Annotated in this window: 19 protein-coding genes; 15 read left to right on the top strand and 4 right to left on the bottom strand. The window is 35.8% G+C overall.

Annotation, left to right across the window (positions count from 1 at the left end; translation table 11 throughout):
• Positions 1-29: 29 nt before the first annotated feature.
• The 8 genes from argS to IV88_RS02890 all read left to right on the top strand — a co-directional run bounded on the left by argS (position 30) and on the right by IV88_RS02890 (position 10,660).
• Complete coding sequence (gene argS, locus IV88_RS02855; protein WP_057798530.1) at positions 30-1,721, top strand: arginine--tRNA ligase; 1,692 nt, start codon at positions 30-32, stop codon at positions 1,719-1,721.
• Between the two features lie 290 nt (positions 1,722-2,011).
• Positions 2,012-2,695 (top strand): Crp/Fnr family transcriptional regulator, encoded by a 684-nt coding sequence (locus IV88_RS02860; RefSeq protein ID WP_057798531.1) that lies wholly within the window; start codon positions 2,012-2,014, stop codon positions 2,693-2,695.
• A 3-nt stretch (positions 2,696-2,698) separates the two neighbouring features.
• A complete protein-coding gene (locus tag IV88_RS02865) occupies positions 2,699-3,163 on the top strand; it encodes an arginine repressor (protein ID WP_057798533.1) in 465 nt (154 codons plus the stop codon).
• A gap of 128 nt (positions 3,164-3,291) precedes the next feature.
• Entirely contained in the window at positions 3,292-5,439 is a 2,148-nt protein-coding gene (locus IV88_RS02870; protein WP_057798535.1) for a PBP1A family penicillin-binding protein, read from the top strand.
• Between the two features lie 63 nt (positions 5,440-5,502).
• Positions 5,503-5,847, top strand: a complete 345-nt coding sequence (locus tag IV88_RS02875; protein ID WP_057798537.1) for a YlbF/YmcA family competence regulator — start codon at positions 5,503-5,505, stop codon at positions 5,845-5,847.
• Between the two features lie 106 nt (positions 5,848-5,953).
• Positions 5,954-7,171, top strand: a complete 1,218-nt coding sequence (locus IV88_RS02880) for a metallophosphoesterase family protein (RefSeq protein ID WP_057798539.1) — start codon at positions 5,954-5,956, stop codon at positions 7,169-7,171.
• Positions 7,161-9,704: an ATP-binding protein gene (locus IV88_RS02885; protein WP_057798541.1), complete on the top strand. Its 2,544-nt coding sequence runs from the start codon at positions 7,161-7,163 to the stop codon at positions 9,702-9,704. The genes IV88_RS02880 and IV88_RS02885 overlap by 11 nt, the downstream gene beginning before the upstream one ends.
• A 5-nt stretch (positions 9,705-9,709) precedes the next feature.
• Positions 9,710-10,660, top strand: a complete 951-nt coding sequence (locus tag IV88_RS02890) for a 3'-5' exoribonuclease YhaM family protein (RefSeq protein WP_057798543.1) — start codon at positions 9,710-9,712, stop codon at positions 10,658-10,660.
• A 47-nt stretch (positions 10,661-10,707) separates the two neighbouring features.
• On the opposite strand, the gene IV88_RS02895 is transcribed toward IV88_RS02890, so the two are convergent.
• The 3 genes from IV88_RS02895 to IV88_RS02905 all read right to left on the bottom strand — a co-directional run bounded on the left by IV88_RS02895 (position 10,708) and on the right by IV88_RS02905 (position 12,510).
• A complete protein-coding gene (locus IV88_RS02895; protein ID WP_057798545.1) occupies positions 10,708-11,592 on the bottom strand; it encodes a peptidylprolyl isomerase PrsA in 885 nt (294 codons plus the stop codon).
• A gap of 118 nt (positions 11,593-11,710) precedes the next feature.
• Positions 11,711-12,076 carry a hypothetical protein gene (locus IV88_RS02900; protein ID WP_057798547.1) on the bottom strand — a complete coding sequence of 122 codons (366 nt, stop codon included), beginning with the start codon at positions 12,074-12,076 and terminating at the stop codon, positions 11,711-11,713.
• The gene (locus tag IV88_RS02905) at positions 12,076-12,510 is read right to left on the bottom strand and encodes an HIT family protein (protein WP_057798548.1); all 435 of its coding nucleotides are present in this window, start codon (positions 12,508-12,510) and stop codon (positions 12,076-12,078) included. The genes IV88_RS02900 and IV88_RS02905 overlap by 1 nt, the downstream gene beginning before the upstream one ends.
• 126 nt (positions 12,511-12,636) lie before the next feature.
• Here IV88_RS02905 and IV88_RS02910 point away from each other — a divergent pair, with 126 nt between their 5' ends.
• The 3 genes from IV88_RS02910 to trmB are packed head-to-tail and all read left to right on the top strand — an operon-like array spanning position 12,637 to position 15,228.
• The gene (locus IV88_RS02910; protein WP_057798550.1) at positions 12,637-13,374 is read left to right on the top strand and encodes an ABC transporter ATP-binding protein; all 738 of its coding nucleotides are present in this window, start codon (positions 12,637-12,639) and stop codon (positions 13,372-13,374) included.
• On the top strand, positions 13,367-14,569 hold the full coding sequence (locus tag IV88_RS02915) for an ABC transporter permease (RefSeq protein WP_057798552.1): 1,203 nt from the start codon (positions 13,367-13,369) through the stop codon (positions 14,567-14,569). Before IV88_RS02910 ends, IV88_RS02915 begins: the two co-directional genes overlap by 8 nt.
• Before the next feature lie 14 nt (positions 14,570-14,583).
• Positions 14,584-15,228 carry a tRNA (guanosine(46)-N7)-methyltransferase TrmB gene (trmB, locus tag IV88_RS02920; protein WP_057798555.1) on the top strand — a complete coding sequence of 215 codons (645 nt, stop codon included), beginning with the start codon at positions 14,584-14,586 and terminating at the stop codon, positions 15,226-15,228.
• 197 nt (positions 15,229-15,425) lie between these two features.
• On the opposite strand, the gene IV88_RS02925 is transcribed toward trmB, so the two are convergent.
• Entirely contained in the window at positions 15,426-15,752 is a 327-nt protein-coding gene (locus tag IV88_RS02925) for a PepSY domain-containing protein (RefSeq protein ID WP_057798557.1), read from the bottom strand.
• A gap of 89 nt (positions 15,753-15,841) precedes the next feature.
• Between IV88_RS02925 and ytpR the strand changes: the two genes are divergently transcribed.
• The 4 genes from ytpR (at position 15,842) to IV88_RS02945 (ending at position 20,546) form a co-directional block, all read left to right on the top strand.
• Positions 15,842-16,474: a YtpR family tRNA-binding protein gene (gene ytpR / locus IV88_RS02930; protein ID WP_057798559.1), complete on the top strand. Its 633-nt coding sequence runs from the start codon at positions 15,842-15,844 to the stop codon at positions 16,472-16,474.
• Positions 16,475-16,494: 20 nt separating this feature from the next.
• Positions 16,495-18,399, top strand: a complete 1,905-nt coding sequence (locus tag IV88_RS02935; protein WP_057798561.1) for a DNA translocase FtsK — start codon at positions 16,495-16,497, stop codon at positions 18,397-18,399.
• A 36-nt stretch (positions 18,400-18,435) separates the two neighbouring features.
• Complete coding sequence (gene murC, locus IV88_RS02940; RefSeq protein ID WP_057798563.1) at positions 18,436-19,746, top strand: UDP-N-acetylmuramate--L-alanine ligase; 1,311 nt, start codon at positions 18,436-18,438, stop codon at positions 19,744-19,746.
• 92 nt (positions 19,747-19,838) lie between these two features.
• Positions 19,839-20,546, top strand: coding sequence for a Bax inhibitor-1/YccA family protein (locus IV88_RS02945; protein ID WP_057798565.1), 708 nt, complete (start codon positions 19,839-19,841; stop codon positions 20,544-20,546).
• Positions 20,547-20,620 lie beyond the last annotated feature (74 nt).

Below are 20,620 nucleotides of genomic sequence, written 5' to 3' on the forward strand. Positions count from 1 at the left end.
GGGATTTTTTTATTATCAGGAGGAAAAGTATGGATTACAAACAACAAGTTGCACAAACAATCAGTTCTGTATTAGATGGTCAATTATCAGTTGAAGATGTTTACACTAAAATCGAAGTACCTAAAGAAACAAAGATGGGTGACTATGCTTTCCCAGCTTTCGCTTTAGCAAAAACAATGCACAAGGCACCACAAATGATTGCTCAAGAATTAGTTGAGAAAATTGATCAAGCTGGATTTGAAAAAGTTGAACCGGCCGGACCATACATTAACTTTTTCTTAGATAAGAAAGTGTTTGGCTCAAACGTGATTAAAACCGTTCTTTCTGAAAAAGAACAATACGGTCAAAATGAAGATGGCAAGGGCGGACAAGTGCCAATCGATATGTCATCACCTAACATTGCTAAGCCAATTTCAATGGGACACTTACGTTCAACTGTTATTGGTAATTCACTATCTTTGATTATGAACAAAAACGGCTATAAATCAGTTAAAATCAATCATTTAGGTGATTGGGGAACTCAATTTGGTAAATTGATCACAGCTTACAAACTCTGGGGTAGTGAAGAAGAAGTTAAAGCTGATCCAATTAACAAGTTATTGGAATACTACGTTCGTTTTCACCAAGAAGATCAAGAAAAGCCCGAACTTGACGACATTGCTCGTGATTGGTTTAAAAAACTAGAAGATGGTGATGAAGAAGCTACTGAGCTTTGGAAATGGTTCCGTTCAGAATCTTTGAAATCATTCAAACAAATTTATGATAAATTAGGAATCACTTTTGATTCATACAAGGGTGAAGCGTTCTACAACGACAAGATGGATGAAGTTGTCAGCATGTTAGAAGACCGTAATTTATTGAAGGAAAGTCGTGGAGCTCAAGTTGTTGATTTAGAAAAATACAATTTGAATCCAGCTTTGATTAAGAAGACTGATGGGGCAACTTTATATATCACTCGTGATCTGGCTGCTGCTATTTATCGTTATCGCACATATGATTTTGTTCAATCTCTCTATGTTGTAGGTGCTGAACAAATCAACCATTTCAAACAACTTAAGGCTGTTTTGAAAGAAATGGGCTTTGACTGGTCAGATGATATTCACCACGTACCATTTGGTTTGATTACCTTAAACGGTAAAAAACTTTCAACTCGTTCAGGCCGAGTAGTGTTGTTGGATGAAGTTTTGGATGATGCAATCAAGCTTGCACAAACACAGATTGATGAAAAGAACCCCGATTTGAAGAACGCTGACAAAGTTGCTCATCAAGTTGGTGTTGGAGCTGTAATCTTCCATGATCTTAAAAATGAAAGAACTAACTCATTTGATTTCAATTTAGAAGAAGTTGTTCGTTTTGAAGGTGAAACTGGACCTTACGTACAATACACGCGTGCTCGTGCCGAAAGTATTTTACGTAAAGCTGGAGATGCTTCAATTAATGCCGAGGACAATGTTATTTCAGACCCACAAGCATGGGAAACGCTTAAAGCATTGGAAAGCTTCCCTAACGTAGTTAAGAAGGCGGCTGCTCAATATGAACCATCTGTTATTGCTAAATTTGCATTACACTTAGCGAAGTCATTTAACAAATATTATGCTAACTCAAAAATTTTAGCTGATGATGCTGAAAAGAATGCTCGTTTAGCATTAGTTCAAAGTGTCAGTGTGGTACTCAAAGAAGCACTTCGTTTGTTGGGTGTCGAAGCACCAGAAGAAATGTAAATTAATTTTCAAAGTCGTCACAAAAATTTGTGATGGCTTTTTTTAATGTTCAAAATGAGAGCAATTTCACATTTTGAATATTAAAAACCGGCTTCATCTATTCAATTGGTATACGATATACTATTTATTGTTGTCGGGTAATGATTAGTTTCCAAAGATAGGAATAGACCAAAAATAAAATAAGAAGCCCTCACAGGATCTTGGTTGAAACTATCAATGGTACTAGTATTGGCACTCGATTGTTTGGTATACTTATTTAGTAGTTTTAAACAAAGGCAAAGGAGAAATACATGTTTTCCCATTTACCCAAGCACGAAGAGATTCAATTTCTAAAACGACAAACCGAATGTCGAAAGTTAAACAAGTCAGAATTCAATAGGCTTGTTAAGGAAGTACGCATTAAGACGGTGCGAGCAGGTCAGTCATTATTTGACCAAATGGATGATCTAAATCATTTGTACTGTTTGATGGATGGTCATATTAAGATTCAATCTTTTGATCAGCATGCTGAACCGACCTTCTTATCGTATTTAACACCAGGCTCGATTTTTCCAATCCGTGGTTTGAAATCTGGCAGTTATCATCATTATCGGGCAGAAGCAATTTGTACCTTGAAAGTGATTGTATTGCCAGTAGAATTAATGAGGGGATTTGTGATTAGTAATCATCAATTCACATTAGCTGTGTTAGATCGGATGGAATTAGTGCTTCGAAGCACAGAAAAGATGATGAAGCGCACTGTTACATCTTGTGCTAAACTTCGAGTTGAACAATCTTTGCAAGTGATTCGAGAAAAGTACGCTGACTCTGAAAATGGTCAAGAACGAATTCCATTTAAGATTACGATTAAAGATCTAGCAACAATCAGTGGTACCACTAGAGAGACTACGGGATTGGTTTTGAAAGATCTCAAATCTGATAATAGATTAAAGTATCAAAAAAAGATGATGTGTTTTGCAATGAATGGAGTGTAAATCATGAGCAAACGTGAACGCCAGGAACAGATTATAAATATAATTCAGTCTAGTGATATTTCAACTCAGTCGGACTTGATGAAAATGTTGCAAAAGGAAGGTATTAAAACTACTCAAGCAACTTTGTCACGTGATATCCGCGAGCTGAATTTGGTAAAACAGGCTGATATAACTGGTGCCACAGTTTATCGAGTGATTTCAGAACGTGAACAGCATGTCATTGAAGTAGATCCGGTTCAAGAAGCGGTTGCCGAAAGTGTGTTGACTATTACGCAGGTTCAATTTATCAACATTTTAAAAACTGAACCCAATGAAGGAAATCGAGTGGCAGCGGTGATTGATGACAGTGATTTATCAGAGATCAAAGGAACCATTGCCGGTTATGATACGGTGGTTATCTTCAGTGAAAGTCCTGCCACGGCTGGAAGTTTAAATCAAAAACTAAATAATTATATCCATCAAAGATAGAGACTGGTTAATAATCCGGCCTCTTTTTTTGCATATTAAATTAAGGCTTCGTAAAAAAATAGGCACTTTTTAGCATATTTAACCTTTTATGCTAAACTATTTAGAGATAACACATAACGAGGTATAACATGAAAAACAATAAGTTCTTAGATGGACTTCGTTCTGCATTAAGAACCATCGGTAGGTGGCTTAGTCCAGTATGGTCCGTAATTCGAAACTTTTTAAAAAAATATTGGCATCGATACCAACTAACGCGCTGGGTCATTGTGGCATTCCTGACACTGTTTTTAATCATGAGTGCCTATCTAACATTTGAGGCTAAAACTGCCAACGTTGGTAATTTAAAGGCTGCTTTATCACAGCCAACGTTAATTATGGATAAACACGATGAAAAGGCTGGAAGTCTTTATTCCCAAAAAGGTGATTGGGTCGATTTAGATAAAATATCACCGAATGTTCAAAATGCAGTAGTTGCTACGGAAGATCGTAATTTCTATAAAGAATATGGCTTTTCAATTAAAGGTATTGGTCGTGCTGCTGTGATGTTTGTGATGAACAAAGTTATGCGTCGTGGCTACATTTCTGGTGGTGGTAGTACACTAACACAGCAATTAGTTAAAAACGCTTTTCTTTCTCAGCAACAGACATTTACTCGAAAGGCGCGAGAAATCTTCTTGTCTGTTGAAGTAGAAAATGTTTACTCCAAACAAGATATTTTAGCGATGTACTTGAATAATGCGTACTTTGGTAATGGGGTATGGGGTGTTCAAGATGCGGCTAAGAGATACTTTGGAGTTAATGCGTCTGATTTAACGGTTCCACAAGCGGCTATTATTGCTGGTATGTTAACCAATCCTAGTGGCTATAATCCGGCTGATCATCCCGATAATGCTCGTGATCGACGAAATGTAGTACTTGGTTTAATGGCCGAAACGGGTAAGATCACCAAGTCACAAGCTGATCAGTATCGTCAAACACCAGTTATAACCTATGATGATTATCATTATGAAGATACTTACAAGTTCCCATACTACTTCGATTCTGTTATCAGTGAAGCAATTAATCGCTATGGCTTAACTGAATCTGAAATTATGAACCGTGGTTATAAGATTTATACCTACTTGGATCAGAATAACCAACGTGGAATGGAACAGACTTTTGAGAATGATGCTAATTTCCCAAATAATGCTAATGATGGTACTAAGGTGCAAGCTTCATCAGTTGCTGTAGATCCTAAGACCGGGGGAGTAGAAGCAGTTGTTGGTGGTCGTGGGAAACACGTTTTCCGAGGATTTAACCGTGCAACTCAAATTAAACGACAACCTGGATCAACGTTGAAACCCATCGCGGTTTATACACCAGCGCTTTCTAATGGGTTCGATTACGATTCTAATTTACAAGATAAACTGAAATCATACGGTACTAACAAGTATCGTCCTGCTAATTATAATGATCAGTATTCGGGTCAATTACCAATGTATCAAGCACTAGCACAAAGTAAGAATGCTCCAGCTGTTTGGTTGCTTAATAAAATTGGAGTCAATAAGGGATACGAATCTGTTCAGAAATTTGGTTTGAAGCCCGATAAAGAAGATAAGAACTTGGCCTTGGCTTTAGGTGGGTTAACCAATGGTATCTCACCACTACAATTGGCCGGTGCATATACGGCATTTGCAAATGATGGTAATTTAGCTCAAACCGGGTTTATCAGAAAAATTGTGGATGCATCTGGAAATGTGATTGTCGATAATACACCACAAACTAAGCGGATTATGTCGACTAAGGTTGCTAAAACGATGACTAGTATGATGCTTGGAGTCTTTAATAGTGCTGATGGTACCGGTGCTGGTGCTGAACCAGCTGGATATCAAATTGCTGGTAAAACTGGTAGTACGGAAGCGGATGGCACTGGCTCAACAGATGCAACTAAAGATAAATGGATTATTGGGTACACACCGGATGTGGTTGTTGCGACGTGGGAAGGGTTTGATGATACGAATAAGGCCCACCATTTGGAGAACATCACTGGTGTTGGTATGAATGGAATGTTCCAATCTGAAATGAGTTCAATTTTACCTAACACAAAACAGACTAAATTTGATACGCAAAATGCAGCTACGTTAGCTAAGAATGAACAATCTCCTTCAAATCTATGGGATGATATTCAAAATGGGACTTCATCAATCCAAGATAATATTTCTCAGGGTACTGATTCGATTAAGCAGAAGGCTGGTGAATGGTTTGATGACGCTAAGAAAGCTATTACTGGTCAATGATTTTAGTATTAAATCGCTTACTTAAATGGTATAATTGTTTTGAGATAAATTAGGAGGGTTATTATGGCTGTTAATATTTATGATACTGCGAACCAAATGGAAAGTGACTTACGTCAAACAACTGAGTACCTAGATTTGGCAAAGGCTTTCGAAGATATGAAAAAAGATCCAAAGGCATATGACTTATTTAAGGAATTTCAAGAAATCCAAGCTAATTTGCAGCAGAAACAAATGAACGGCGAAGATCTCTCTGATTCTGAAATGGATCATGCCCGTGAGGTTGCTAACAAAGTTGGTGACATCGAAGTTGTAAAGACATTAATGGATAAGGAACGTAGTTTAAATCAACTACTAAATGATGTTAATCAGATTATTACGAAACCGGTTCAAGAATTGTACCGCAACTAGTAATCTATAAAAGGTTTGAGACGAAACGGTGTTTTGTTCTCAAACTTTTTTGTATTGAAAAAGAATTTGAGCTTTTTAAGGGTAATTTGTAAAAGAGGTGTTTAATTTGAAATTTATTCATGCGGCTGATATTCATTTAGGTAGTCCGTTCTTAGGATTGAGGAATGCTACTGAGGACGTCAAAGATTTAATGCATCATTCAATTAATCAGGCTTTTGAAAAAATGATTACAGATGCAGTGGCTGAAAATGTTGATTTCGTTTTAATTGTTGGAGATTTATTTGATGAACCCAATCCCAGTTTTAATGTTATTGAAACTGCTATAGACGGTTTTGAAAAATTAAATCGAGCTAATATTCCGGTTCTGCTCAGTTTTGGTAATCATGATTATCTAAATGAGGAAATACCAAGTTCCATTTTTCCTGATAATGTACAAGTTTTTGATGATAAGGTAAGTGTTAAAACTATTCGGACTGTGCAGAATGAGAATGTTAAGGTAGCCGGTTTTAGTTATAAAGCACGATCTGAACCACAAAGTCGAATCGACGAGTATCCTGTAAATGGCAATGATGCGGATTATTATATTGGTACATTACACGGTAGTATGGACGGCCTTAATTCTCCTGAAGCAAGGTATGCACCATTTACTAAGGATCAGTTGATTAGTAAACATTATGATTATTGGGCATTAGGTCATATTCATAAACGCGTGCAGTTAAATGATAACCCATTGATTCAGTATTCTGGTAATACGCAGGGTCGCCATATAAACGAGCAGGGTGTTAAAGGGCACTATTTAGTAGAGTCCAATCAAAAGCAGCTTGTAAGTACTTTTAAGCCTACAAGTAGTGCAGTATGGAGAGAAATCGAAATTAACTGTGACCCTGATGATACTTTTGATAGCTTGAAGGAAAAAATACAATCTAAGCTATCTAAGAATCATCAAACTTTTGACTTAGTAAAAGTTAGACTAAATCAATCAAACTTATTAGATCAAGATGTAGTCAATACTCTGATGGGGGATGTATTTTTAAATCGTCTTCAGCGTGAGCTTGAACATCAGGAAAGTTGGATCTTTAAAATATCATTGAATACTGATGAGGCAATGCAAGAACTTCCAAAGTTGGATGAAGATTTTTGGAATACTGCGAAAGCAGATATTTTTAATAAATCCAATATCTTAAGCTTAATGGGACGATTACAGGAATATGATTTCTTAGTAGATAATTTTGATTCAGAGGATACAGTTAATGAATTAAAGTCTCAGTCTGAACTGCAATTAATTAAGAATAGTGCTTTTAAGGATGAACATCATGCAAATTAAAAAAATAAACATATACGGATTCGGGAAATTCACTGATCAATCTTTTGCCGTTGATCCTCAATTGCAGGTTTTTTATGGATTAAATGAAGCCGGAAAATCCACTATCAGACAATTTATTTTCAGTATTTTATTTGGATATGCTAGCAATCGTGCTAATGAAAAAGCATTGCGGTATAAGCCAAAGGTTGGAAATGCTTATGGTGGGAATCTAGAAGTCGAATATCAGGGTCATGATTATCGAATAGAGCGACTTGATGGAAAAAACGGTGGTCAAGTAACAATCACAGATTTAGAAAACAACGAACAAATTTCAGAAGACTTTGTGAAGACGATTTTAGGACCAATTGATCAGCAAACTTATCAACAACTATTTGGATTTAACCAGACGGACTTGAGTGATTTATCAAAATTAAATCAGAATGATTTACAACGTAAGATTATTCAAATGGGTGCAGTTGGTAGCGATAGTTGGATCGAGTTACAAGATCAATTCGAATCTGAATCTGATAAACTGTTTACGCCTAAGGGACGTGTTAAACCACTTAATAAGCTTCTAAAACAATATGATGACTTATCTAAAAAGCTCAGAGATATGAAGGCACAGCTACCGAGTTACTTTGAATATCAAAAGACAAGTCAGGACTTGGATGCTCAAATTAAGCAAGTTCGAAATGAGCAATCTGAAGTATCAAACAAACTTAACCAGACTAAAAATTTGTTATCTAAATGGGATGCTTATGCAGAATTGAGTGATTTGGAAAAGCAACATGTTGAAGAATCACGTAGCATTAGTGAAATGGATTTGAATCAAGTTCGCCAATCATTTACTAGGTGGCAACAATTAAAGAAACAGTCTCAAGAAACAAAGAAAAAAGTTGACTTAATCCAAGTCGAGCAGCAAAAACAAGTGCTTCCAGACAATGCCCCAGAAATAATTGAATTAGATAATCAATCTAATGCTGTTAAGGACTTAATACAGAGCCAAAAGTGGCTAAAGAATGATATTGAAGAAACTAAAGCTGGATTAGATGAATTAAATCAAAAGTATCAATTTGACCTAGATACTTTGTCGCATTTATCTGATGGAGAGATTACAACAGTTAGAAATAATCAGAGAAAGTTGACAGAAAATAGTCGACTGGTGGGTGAGAAGCAAACAGAAATGTTGCAACAATCTCAGACCAAGAACAATAATTTGGTTCCTATTGTTTTAGGCGTCGGAGGAGTAATTGCATTGGTTCTTCCAATCAATCTTCCAATCAAAATACTTTTAGCATTGATATTGTTGGGAGCAGCAGGTTGGTTATTCTGGAAAAATGGACAAAATAGTCCTCAGAATAATATTCAAGATGAGATTGATGCTCTGAAACAAGAAGCCAGTGAAACAGAAAACAACTTAAATCAAGTAAAGCAAAGTCATCAAATGAATAGTGTTGCATTGGATGACATACTTCTAGTAAATAATGATGTTGAAAAATTTCAAAATTTGCGTTCGTCATACACTAACTTAATTCATCAATTAAGTGAAAATAATAGCGTACTAGATGAATTTTGGAGCAAGTTTACACGCCTATATCCCGACAAAGAACAAAAAGGCACAGAATCGATAGACTTTCTAAATCAGCAAGTGGATCAAATTCGCCGAATTAAAGAGCAAGATAAAAATAATCAAACCAGACTAGACTATTTACAAAATGAACTGAAACAAAGTCTTCAGAATCAGTCTGATGAGAGTGCAAGTATTGAAGCTGTTATGCAGGTTAGACCAGAGCAAGAACAATTTGAAGACTTATTAAAGCAAAAACAGAATCAACAAAAAGCACTGATAAGAATTCAAGAGTTGAAAAATCAGGTCGATACTACCGAGTTAGAACAGCTAAGGGTGATTAGTAATAAGTCTGAGTTGGAGTCTCAATTAAATTCAGAACAAGAACAACTTACTAATTTGAATTCTAAAGAAAAAGAGTTATTAGATTCAAAGACCGAACAAATCGGTAACATGACTGGTCAGATTAGTTCAGGGGATGTTGAGCAAACTGAACAGGAACTGATTGATTTACAACAAGAAATAACTGATGATACCGAAGCTTGGCTGACACAAAAACTTAGTGCTCAATGGATTGAAAAGACTCTTGAGCTGGCAACACAAGGACGATTGCCCAAAGTAGTCGAATTGGCACAAAAATATTTTAAACAATTAACCCAAAATCGTTATGAATCATTTACTTTGGAAAAGAAGCGAATCGAAACTAAACGTGTTGATGGTGTGAAATTTGATTTGAATGAATTGTCACGAGGTACTGCTGAGCAACTATATGTATCTTTACGTTTAGCATTTACAGAGGTAGTGTCAGACATTGTTAGATTGCCAATTATCATTGACGATGGATTTGTTAGTTTTGATGATCAGAGACTGAAAATTGTTTTTGAAATATTGTCACAAATCAGTGTTAACAATCAAATTATTTACTTTACTGCAAAAGCAGAGGTTGAATCGCTAGTAGATCAGAAAAGAATTATCAGATTGGAGTGAAATTAATGGAAAAGAAGTTAAAAGAATACAAAAATGACGATGAGATGGGTTTATTTGTCTTGATTAAGAGCGCTGAAAAACGTGTGACTAAAACAGGTAAGGATTTCATTGCTATGACATTTCAAGATCGTTCGGGCGAAATTAGAGGAAATTACTGGGATGCAAAAGAAGAAGACATCACTAATTTTAAAGCTGGTCGAGTAATTTACCTGAACGGGAAAAGAGAAACTTATAAAAGTGCTCCTCAAGTGAAAATTATGGCAATGCGCTTAGCGGATGATACGGAGCCTAATGATCCAACGCTTTATACAGAAAAAGCTCCTGTGTCAATTAGTGATTTACGTGAAGAAGTGAGCGCCACTTTATTTGAAATTACTAACGCAGATTGGAACCGAATTGTACGAGCGTTGTTGAAGAAGTACGATACCCAGTTCTTTGCATATCCAGCTGCTAAAACTAATCATCATGCTTTTGAGGGTGGACTAGCATATCACACAGTTTCAATTTTACGCTTGGCAAAATCAGTGGTTAAACAATATCCACAAGTTGATGCATCGCTACTGTATGCTGGGGCACTGTTGCATGATTTAGGCAAAACGATTGAATTGTCTGGTCCAATTTCAACAACCTATACAGTTGCTGGAAACTTATTAGGACACATCACTTTAATTGATGAGGAAATTGTTAAAACAGCACAAGAGTTAAAAATTGATACTAATTCTGAAAACATGTTGTTACTCAGACATATGATTATCTCTCATCATGGTCTGAAAGAATATGGATCACCGGTTGAACCACACATGCTAGAAGCAGTTGTGTTGCATGCTTTAGATGATTTGGATGCTCAAATTCAAATGGTTAGTGGGGCACTTAAAGATACAGAGCCTGGTGAATTCAGTGAACGTATTTTTGGAATGGATGGAAGAAATTTCTTTAGACCAACTACGGACAAATAAAAAAATTCCTGCAATTAAGCAGGAATTTTTTTATTTGGTATTAATTATTATTTAGCTTTTGGTGCAGCAGGTGATAGGTAATCATCAAGAACGTTCTTTAAATCGTTATCCTTAATAGTTACATTACCCTTTTTAAGAACTTTACCAACAACTGTGTGAAGTTTGTCACTGTTACTCATATCTGAGTTCCAGATTTGTTCTTTAAGTTCTTTAGTATGGTCTGACATTTTACCTTTAGCAGGTTTGTCTAACATCTTAATAACCTGGTAACCATATTCAGTCTTAACAGGTTCCTTAGTGTATTTACCTTCATCAAGTTTGAATGCAGCTTTCTTGAAGTTAGCATCTAAAGTTGTGTTTGTGTTATCAAAGGCAGGAATCTTACCACCTTTGTCACGAGTAGATGAATCAACAGAGTATTTCTTAGCTACACTAGTGAAGCTTTGTCCATCATCAAGAGCTTTGATGGCTTTTTCAGCAGCGCTCTTCTTTGATACGAGGATTTGACCAACAGTAACTTTAGGTTGGTATGATTTCCATTCTTTTTCTAATTGACTTTCAGAAATTGAATCATTGTCTTTAACAGCTTCTTTTAGAAGTAGGTTAGAACGTAATTGTTTCTTCAAAGAACTGCTGTCCATACCGTTTGATTGGAGGACACTCTTAAATTGTGAACCATATTGATCTTTGTATGAGTTGTATTGCTTTGTAACTGTTTTATCAGATACCTTGTCACCATATTGCTTTTCAAGTACTTTATTGATGATCATTTGTTGTAATACTTGCTTACCTTGTGATGTACCTTTTAAACTGCTGTAGTACTGATCTTGTGTGACCTTACCACCAGAAGTAGTTGCAACTGTTTTGCTACCACAGGCAGCTAATGTAATTGCCATGCCAAGAGCGGCAAGACCAAGGAAAAATTTCTTCATAATAAATCTCCACATCCTATTCAATTCGTTTTGTTGAAAAATACAATATTCATCATACCATACTTAGAAAATCTATTAGACTTTCTAATAAATCTTTATAAAAAGTTCAAATTGAAGTCTATTTTTTTACATTTGTTGGAGAACCGATGGAATTTAATTCCTTTTGAATATGTTCTTCAAGTTCGTTAATACGAGCTAAACGAGGTTCCAACTTATATTGGAAGTGTTCAACTGAAGTATTAATTTCTTCCATTGTTTTCTGAGTTTTATCTAATTGATTACGTAAATTAGCAGTGTTGCTCTTTAAGGAGCTTACTGATGCAGCAAATGATTGAATCGCATTGATGTAATCGGTAATAGATTGCTTTAAGTCGCGTACGAGATGGGGATGATTAATAACATAAGTGATACTTTTATATCCTAACCAAGTGCCAATAGCGGTCCGTAACCATCTAAAACGTTTCTTCTTTTTGTCTTTTGCCATTATTTATCCTCCATCGCATTTTGGATGCTTGTTTGAAGTTCTTCTAATTGGCTAGAACTGGTTGACTCACCGTTATCAGTATAGTTGATTGAAAATGTATCATCTTCTGAATAGCGTGGAATCAAATGGAAATGAGAGTGAAATACTGATTGATATGCTAATTCACCATTGTTATTAACGATGTTCATTCCCTTAATAGATGGATTACTGTTCTTAATGGCCCGAGCAATTTTAGGGATGCGTGCAAAGACTTGTTCAGCAAGTTCTTCATCGTATGCGTAAATATCTGGAATGTGCACCTTTGGAATTACCAGTGTGTGACCTGGCGTGGTCTGTGAAATATCTAGAAATGCTTTTACTTTATCATCTTCATAGACGGTATAACTTGGAATATCTCCCGCAATAATTTTACAAAAAATACAATTGTTATCCATAATAGAAACCTCCAGTTATCTTTAAAAACTATTATACACTTTTCCTATTTATCTCACGCGGTAAAGACTATTAAAAAGGGCTGATATGGTATAATTTAAAGGTGTTTTTGAGAGGATGATATATAAATGAGCCTAGAGGTTAAAGCTTTAACAGGTGGATATACACAGGTCCCAGTCATTAAGGATTTAAGCTTCACGGTTAATGATGGTGAATTAATGGGACTGATTGGATTAAATGGGGCCGGAAAGTCGACTACTATCAATCATATTATTGGACTGTTAACTCCCCAAAAGGGATCAATTATTTTAAATGGAATTAATTTAAAAGATAATCCTAATGATTTCAAAAAACAGATGGCCTATGTGCCTGAGTTTCCAGTTTTATATGAAGAACTAACTCTTAGAGAACATATTGATTTAACAATTAAAGCATACGATTTAGATTCTGAACGTACATGGGTTGAAGCTAAAAAGTTACTTAAAACATTCCGTTTAGACAAAAGACTGGACTGGTTTCCAGCAAACTTTTCTAAAGGTATGAAACAAAAGGTTATGATTGTTTGTGCTTTTATTACACAGGCAAAATTATTTGTAATTGATGAACCATTTTTGGGACTAGATCCTTTAGCTGTTGATGATTTATTAAAGTTGATCGATCAAAAGAAGAAATCCGGTGCGTCAATTTTAATGTCGACACACGTTCTGGATACTGCGGAAAAATACTGTGATCAATTTGCACTATTAAATAACGGAGTTTTGGAATCAGTCGGAACAGTTGCTGATTTTCAAACACAATTTAATCAGCCAGGTGCTAGTTTGAGTGAAATTTACTTGAAGTTGGCAAGGAGTGAGATGAATGAATGATTTGTGGAGTTCGCGTCTCAAAAAGTACCAACGTCAGAATTTAAAATACTTAAGATATGTATTAAATGATCATTTAGTACTAGCTTTAATGTTCTTGGTTGGTGGAGTAGGATTATCGTATTCCAACTGGCTCAAGGGCGTTTCAGATACTAATCCCATTTTGAAGGTCCTATTATTGGTTCTTTTGATGGTTCCACTATTAGTTGGTCGACCAGTTTTATTGTTAAAAGAAGCTGACAAAGTATTCCTACTGCCACGTGAATCATCGATGAAGGATTATATCAAGCATACTCAGTTGCGGAGTACTTTATTACCCTTAATAGTTGGCTTAATCATAGTATTAGTTTCTTTGCCAATGTTGGCGCTAACGTTTGCCAGTGTTCCGTCAATTATACTCATTGTTGTATCAATACTTGGATTGATGTTTGCTAAATTGCGGTTTGAAATTAGTTCATTATTTGTTACTTCTGATCGGTTTATACTAACGAGTATCCTTATAAACTTATTGTTAGTGGCAGTTGGACTTTATTTCAGTCCATTATTAATGTTAATTGGTGCGTTAATTTGGTCGAGCTATGCTGTTTTTCAAAGCAATCAACAAATTAGAACGGGTAACTTACAGTGGTTGAAATCCTTGCAAAGAGAAAACAATCGAATGAACAGACTGTATCGTTTCTTTAGTCTGTTTACAGAGGTCCCACAAATTACGACACATATTAAACGCCGTAAGTGGGCTGATCCCATCGTTAAAATAATTCAAGGCTCAAAGGTGAACGCGTTTAGAAGCGTTTATGCAAGGTCACTAGTTAGAAGTGGTGATTATGGCAGTCAGTCGATTCGCTTACTAGTGGTAACAGCCTTGATTGCAATGTTTAGCTCATCAGTGGTTCTTAAAACATTGATTGGTTCGCTAGCCACATATTTAATTATTGTTCAAATAACACCAATTTTTGAAAAAAATGAACAGAATATATTTACCACAGTCTATCCAATTCAAAAACAAATGAGAATTAATGATTTTCGACAAATACTAATTAGATTAATTACGGTTTGTTCTGTTATCATTATAGTTTGTTCAAGTGTAATAAACTTTACGCTATCTGGCTTAATGTTTATGTGTTTGGGTCAGGTTTTGGTAGGATTAATAATTTACTGGTGGTATATTCCACGTTATATTAAAAAATTATCTTTATAAACATAGGAGAACTAATGCGAGTAAGAAATAAAACATGGGCTGAGCCTTTAATAGAATCTAATCGAGATCGAATTGTCACTAAAGGTGCTGATATAAGGGGCCAATGGCAAAACCGTTTTGAACGTAACCAGCCAATCAATATTGAAGTTGGAATGGGAAAAGGCCAATTTATTATTAATATGGCTAAAAAGTACCCAGAGCAAAACTTCATCGGAATCGAAGTCCAAAAATCTGTTGCTGCTATTGCGTTGAAAAATAGTTTAGATATGGATATTCAACTACCTAATTTGCAATTTCTATATGCTGATGGCGCTGAGTTAACAGATTATTTTGAAAATGGTGAGATTAACAAAGTTTATTTGAACTTTTCAGATCCATGGCCCAAGACGCGTCATGAAAAACGTCGTTTAACCTTTAAAACGTTCCTTAAAGTTTACGAAACAATTCTTGTTGATCATGGTGAACTTGAGTTTAAGACTGATAATATGGGATTGTTTGAATTTTCATTAACAAGCCTAAATAATTATGGTATGACATATGAGGGTGTCTGGTTGAACTTACACGACAGCTCAGAAAACGAGCAAAATGTTGAAACCGAATATGAACAGAAATTTAGTGCCATGGGCCAACCAATTTATAAATTAAAAGCCCATTTCTAGAGAAAAAGTCTGAAGTAAAAACATTAGTTTTTACCTCAGACTCTTTCTACGTTTATAAACTTTAATATTCTAAATCGGTGAAAAAAGGCTGACTCTTCCGCTTAGCTACGAAAATCAAACGATTCCAAATGCGAATCATTCGATTTCCTATGCTATGCTCAGAGTCAAACCACCTTTTTTCACACTCTTTTTTAAAGTTAACGTCTATAAATATCAATGATTGTTCCGGTATAAGCATCAGCAATAAATTCGTATTGAATTAGTTCGTCTTGCTCATAACGAGTAATGCCGCCATAATAAACAGTGGCATTTAATCCAAAGCGTTTTAGTGATTCTGTGTGAGATTCAATCCATGCTCCTTCAACTGGCCCGTCTTCTTCAAAAGAACGTCGAACCCGTGCTAGTGCACTTTGGGGATTTACGCGGCGATGCTGGTTTAACAACCTAGCAATGGAGGCACCAACGACGAAAGCTGTGGCAGAGCCAATTAAAACTGGCATATACCTAAATTTAGATTTGGACATATCAAACACCCTCTCAACTTGTTATTAGGTACATTTTAACATTGTTGTGCTGGGTTTAATAAACGAAAAACATTTAAGGAGAAATAAAAATGATTGCAAGTTATAACAAAGCTGCAATGGGTGATAATTTAATTGTTATTTTAAAGCCAGATGTAGCAAGTCAAGATATCTCAAAGAATGGCAGTGTAGTACGTATTTTTAATACGGAAAATAATGAAACAATTGGTTTTAATTTTATCAACGCATCTGAGTTTGTTACTGATTTAGATGGAGTCGGAGAAATCAAACTAACTGATAAGCAAATCAAAATCTTAAATCAAAAGATCGTTGAAGCTGGTTTTGATGATCAACTTGAGATTGATAATGAACCTAAATTTGTTGTCGGATATGTTAAGAGCACAACTAAACATCCCGATTCAGATCATCTACTAATTACAGAAACTGAAGTTGAAGATGGTAAGACTGTTCAAATCGTCAGTGGGTCTCCCAACATGACTGACAACATCAAAGTTGTTGTTGCAAAAGTTGGAGCAATGATGCCAAGTGGATTAATTATTTGGCCTGGTGAACTTAGGGGCGTTGAAAGCAACGGTATGATTTGTTCCGGACGCGAATTAGGTCTTAAGAATGCTCCAACTAAAAAAGGTGCTTTGATTTTGCCAGATGATTTTGTTGTTGGAACTGAATTCGACTTTGACAAAGGAAATCAAATTTTTAAATAATGATGTTTTAGAGGTTAAAAATGCCTAAATATGATGGACCAGCTTTTTTTCGTAAAAACGGAAAGAGCTCAGACAAGAAAAAATTAAATACAGATATAAATAAATCAGCTGATTCTGGGATGAACTTGAATAAGTCCAAATTTGAACCGGCTTTTAATTCTGAACAATTCAAAAAGTTTAAGAATAATGTTGATGAATCTAAAATTAATCATCGCCATCAAACCGAGTTTGAAACTAATAAACCTATTCAATCATCGGAATCACCTAGGCAGATTGATAACGATCCAGAGCCAGTGGCAGAAACAACGCCTAAAATAACGCTAAGTGTTAAAAGAAATCGGTTAATTAAACGCTCTGCGCCGGTTTTTAACAATGAACAATCGACAGAAACCAAAAGTAATATTGAATCACAACCAGTACCAGTTCAACAACATCACCACCGCAATTTGAGTGATTTTGAAAAAGCACCAGAAACCACTCCTACAGTTGTGAACAGTGAAAGCAGAGAGCTAGGATATCAATTCCCACCACTCAGTCTCTTGCCAGATCCAGTACTGAACTCAGATAATACTGACGACTGGGTTCAAGACCAAGTGCAACGTTTGAGTGATGCATTAGAGGATTTTGATGTAGATGCAGAGGTTGTTGATTGGACAGTCGGTCCGACAGTGACTCAGTTCGAAGTAGAGCTTGGACGAGGGGTTAAAGTAAATAAGATTACTAACTTAGCGGATGATTTGAAATTACAGTTAGCTGCTAAGGATATTCGAATCGAAGCGCCAATTACTGGTAAGAGTACGGTTGGTATTGAAGTGCCAAACTTCAAATCCAGACCAGTTCTTTTATCGGAAGTTTTGCATTCTGAGGTATTTCAAAATAGTGAATCACCATTATCAATTGCTCTAGGAGTTGATTTATTTGGTGAACCACGCGTCTATGACTTACGTAAAATGCCACATGGATTAATTGCAGGTGCAACAGGTTCCGGTAAAAGTGTGTTTATCAATAGCTTATTAATATCGTTATTATACAAAGCAACACCGCGCGATTTACGCTTGCTACTAATTGATCCGAAGGCAGTTGAATTGGCACCATATAATGAGTTGCCACATTTGCTAGCACCAGTAATTTCAGACCCGAAGGCAGCTTCTGCTTCATTAAAGTGGGTTACCAAAGAAATGGATAATCGTTATGACAGGTTGGCTGCTGCAGGAGCCCGAAATATTGAACAATATAACAAAAAGGCTGTTGAAAGTGGACATGAAGCTGACAAGATGCCATATATCGTTGTGATTATCGATGAATTAGCAGACTTAATGATGGTTGCTTCATCTGAGGTACAGGATTATATCGTTCGTATTACCCAAAAGGCCCGTGCCGCAGGAATTCATTTGATTATCGCAACACAAAGACCAAGTGTGGATGTCGTTACGGGATTAATTAAAAATAATATTCCGACACGAGTAGCATTCATGGTATCAAGCCAAATTGATTCTCGAACCATTTTGGACCACGCTGGTGCCGAAAGATTGTTGGGACGAGGGGATATGCTATTCCTTGGAAATGGACAAAGTAATCCGACTCGAATTCAAGGTTCTTACATTGAAGATGAAATTGACCAAATTACAGGCTTTGTTCGTGGTGAAGAAGCTCCACATTACTTGTTTGATCCAACTGAACTGAAGGAATCAGCAATTCAAATGGATCAAGAAGACGAGTTAATGGGGGATGTTTTGAAATATTTAGCTGGTGAAGATACGATTTCAACTTCTAAATTGCAACGAATGTTCTCAATAGGGTATAACCGTGCTGCTACGATGATTGATTCATTAGAGAGTCAGGGATATATATCTGGCATGAATGGTTCGAAGCCACGGGACGTGTACTATTCTGGAAATGAAGATTCAGATTCAACAGATTTATGATAGACTAAAATAAATAAGAGTATTGGAGTGGTAGGTTTGGATAAGGAAACAGTTTACTATTTTGTGGGTATTAAAGGTTCAGGTATGAGTTCATTAGCTTTAATCTTGCACGATGAAGGTTTCAAAGTTAAAGGTTCTGATATTACAGAATATACATTTACTCAAGATGGTTTGGAAAAGGCGGGAATCGAAGTATTGCCATTTGATCCAAATAATTTAACACCTGGAGTAACAGTCATTGCAGGAAATGCATTTACTGATGATCATCCTGAAATCAAACGTGCTCGTGAAATGAATTTAACTGTTCTTCGTTATCATGAAATGCTTGGTAAGATGTTAGATTCTTACACTAGTATTGGTGTAGCTGGAACTCATGGTAAAACCAGTACAACCGGCTTATTAGCTCATGTTTTGGGTGGCGTTGATAAGACTAGTTACCTAATCGGAGATGGTTCTGGTAAGGGAACTCCAGACGCTCGTTTCTTCGTATTTGAGGCAGACGAATATCGTCGTCATTTCTTAGCATATCATCCAGATTACTTGATCATGACAAACGTTGATTTTGATCATCCTGACTACTACAAAGACCTGGATGATGTTGAGAGTGCATTTGAACAAGCTGCTAAACAAGTCAAAAAGGGTATCTTTGCCTGGGGTGACGATCCAAGTTTACGTAAACTCCAACCTAATGTGCCAATTTATTATTATGGAACAAAAGATACAGATGATTTCCAAGCTAAAAACATTAACCGTACTACCAAGGGTTCTGAATTTGATGTTGAATATGATGGTCAAATTATTGGTCATTTTGAAATTCCATTGTTTGGTGAACACAACGTACTTAACAGTTTAGCTGTGATTGCTGTTTCATATTTTGAAAAGGTTGATTTAGACCTTATTAAAAAAGAAATGCTCAGTTATGCCGGTGTTAAGCGCCGTTTTGCTGAAGAAAAAGTAGCTGACAATGTTTTAATTGATGATTATGCTCATCATCCATCAGAAATTAAAGCAACACTTGATGCTGCACGTCAAAAATATCCAGACAAAAAAATTGTGGCAGTTTTCCAGCCCCACACGTATTCACGAACAGCTGCCTTAATGGATGGATTTGTTGATTCATTAAGCAAAGCTGATCAAGTTGTGTTAACTGAAATATTTGGTTCAGCTCGTGAACAAAGTGGAAAAGTTTCTTCACAAGATTTAGCCGACAAAATTGGAAAAAACACACAATTAATTCATGAAGATGATTTATCAGCCTTAACTAGCCAACATGATGCTGTATTAGTATTTATGGGTGCAGGTGATATTATGAAATATGAAAATGATTATAAAAAAATAGTTAAGTAAATATTAAGTTTATTCTTAAACTAATCGTTTATTATCTTTTTAAAATGAAAGTTGTTAAAATTGCTTAAACGTTTATGAAAGAAGGAATTTAATTGGAACAACCCAGAAATTTAATTAACACACAGGTTGGTTTGAATAGATTTTTAACCAAGATGTACGGATGGATGGCAGCAGCTGTTGCTTTCTCAGGTATTATTGCATATCTAGGTGCAACAATTTGGCGTACAGCAGTTCAAACTTTTCTAACACAAGGTAGAGTTGGAATTAGCATCATTTTTATTGGAATGTTTATCTTTATGTGGTTTGGGCAAAGATCGGCGTTACAAAATCCAATGATTGGGTTTTTAATGCTATTCGGATTTGCCGGATTCTTTGGAATTACGCTTTCAGGTATTTTCCTGGTTTATAATCTTGGTACCATTGCGGCAGCATTCTTCTCAGCTGCAATCGTCTTTATTGTTATGGCTGTTATTGGGTTAACAACAAAACGTGATTTATCTAAGATGGGTACGCAATTGTTTGGTGCTTTGATTGCGATGATTGTGGTTTCATTAATCAATGCGTTCTTATTGCATAGTCCAGCAGTAACCTTCGTCTTTTCATTTATAGGCGTTGCCATCTTTTCTCTTTTAACGATGTATGACAATGCACAAATGAAACAGTTATATCTAAACTATGGCGATCAAGTTTCTGAAACAGGCTTAGCACTTCAAGGGTCGTTAAGTATGTATCTAAGTTTCTTAAATCTATTTCAATACTTTTTACAAATATTTGGATTCTTCAGTGGAGACCGAAACTAATTTTAAAGCTATGACATCAGTGTCATAGCTTTTTTGTTGGTTCATATTAATTCCCGAATTTAAAATTGAAGTGC

It is taken from the genome of Pediococcus argentinicus (genome assembly GCF_001437605.1).
GTDB lineage: Bacteria > Bacillota > Bacilli > Lactobacillales > Lactobacillaceae > Pediococcus > Pediococcus argentinicus.

Bases quoted from the DNA above. Each gene is read 5' to 3' on its own strand.
- argS (WP_057798530.1), top strand. From the start codon at position 30: ATGGATTACAAACAACAAGTTGCACAAACAATCAGTTCTGTATTAGAT.
- IV88_RS02860 (WP_057798531.1), top strand. From the start codon at position 2,012: ATGTTTTCCCATTTACCCAAGCACGAAGAGATTCAATTTCTAAAACGA.
- IV88_RS02865 (WP_057798533.1), top strand. From the start codon at position 2,699: ATGAGCAAACGTGAACGCCAGGAACAGATTATAAATATAATTCAGTCT.
- IV88_RS02870 (WP_057798535.1), top strand. From the start codon at position 3,292: ATGAAAAACAATAAGTTCTTAGATGGACTTCGTTCTGCATTAAGAACC.
- IV88_RS02875 (WP_057798537.1), top strand. From the start codon at position 5,503: ATGGCTGTTAATATTTATGATACTGCGAACCAAATGGAAAGTGACTTA.
- IV88_RS02885 (WP_057798541.1), top strand. From the start codon at position 7,161: ATGCAAATTAAAAAAATAAACATATACGGATTCGGGAAATTCACTGAT.
- IV88_RS02890 (WP_057798543.1), top strand. From the start codon at position 9,710: ATGGAAAAGAAGTTAAAAGAATACAAAAATGACGATGAGATGGGTTTA.
- IV88_RS02895 (WP_057798545.1), bottom strand. From the start codon at position 11,592: ATGAAGAAATTTTTCCTTGGTCTTGCCGCTCTTGGCATGGCAATTACA.
- IV88_RS02900 (WP_057798547.1), bottom strand. From the start codon at position 12,076: ATGGCAAAAGACAAAAAGAAGAAACGTTTTAGATGGTTACGGACCGCT.
- IV88_RS02905 (WP_057798548.1), bottom strand. From the start codon at position 12,510: ATGGATAACAATTGTATTTTTTGTAAAATTATTGCGGGAGATATTCCA.
- IV88_RS02910 (WP_057798550.1), top strand. From the start codon at position 12,637: ATGAGCCTAGAGGTTAAAGCTTTAACAGGTGGATATACACAGGTCCCA.
- IV88_RS02915 (WP_057798552.1), top strand. From the start codon at position 13,367: ATGAATGATTTGTGGAGTTCGCGTCTCAAAAAGTACCAACGTCAGAAT.
- trmB (WP_057798555.1), top strand. From the start codon at position 14,584: ATGCGAGTAAGAAATAAAACATGGGCTGAGCCTTTAATAGAATCTAAT.
- IV88_RS02925 (WP_057798557.1), bottom strand. From the start codon at position 15,752: ATGTCCAAATCTAAATTTAGGTATATGCCAGTTTTAATTGGCTCTGCC.
- ytpR (WP_057798559.1), top strand. From the start codon at position 15,842: ATGATTGCAAGTTATAACAAAGCTGCAATGGGTGATAATTTAATTGTT.
- IV88_RS02935 (WP_057798561.1), top strand. From the start codon at position 16,495: ATGCCTAAATATGATGGACCAGCTTTTTTTCGTAAAAACGGAAAGAGC.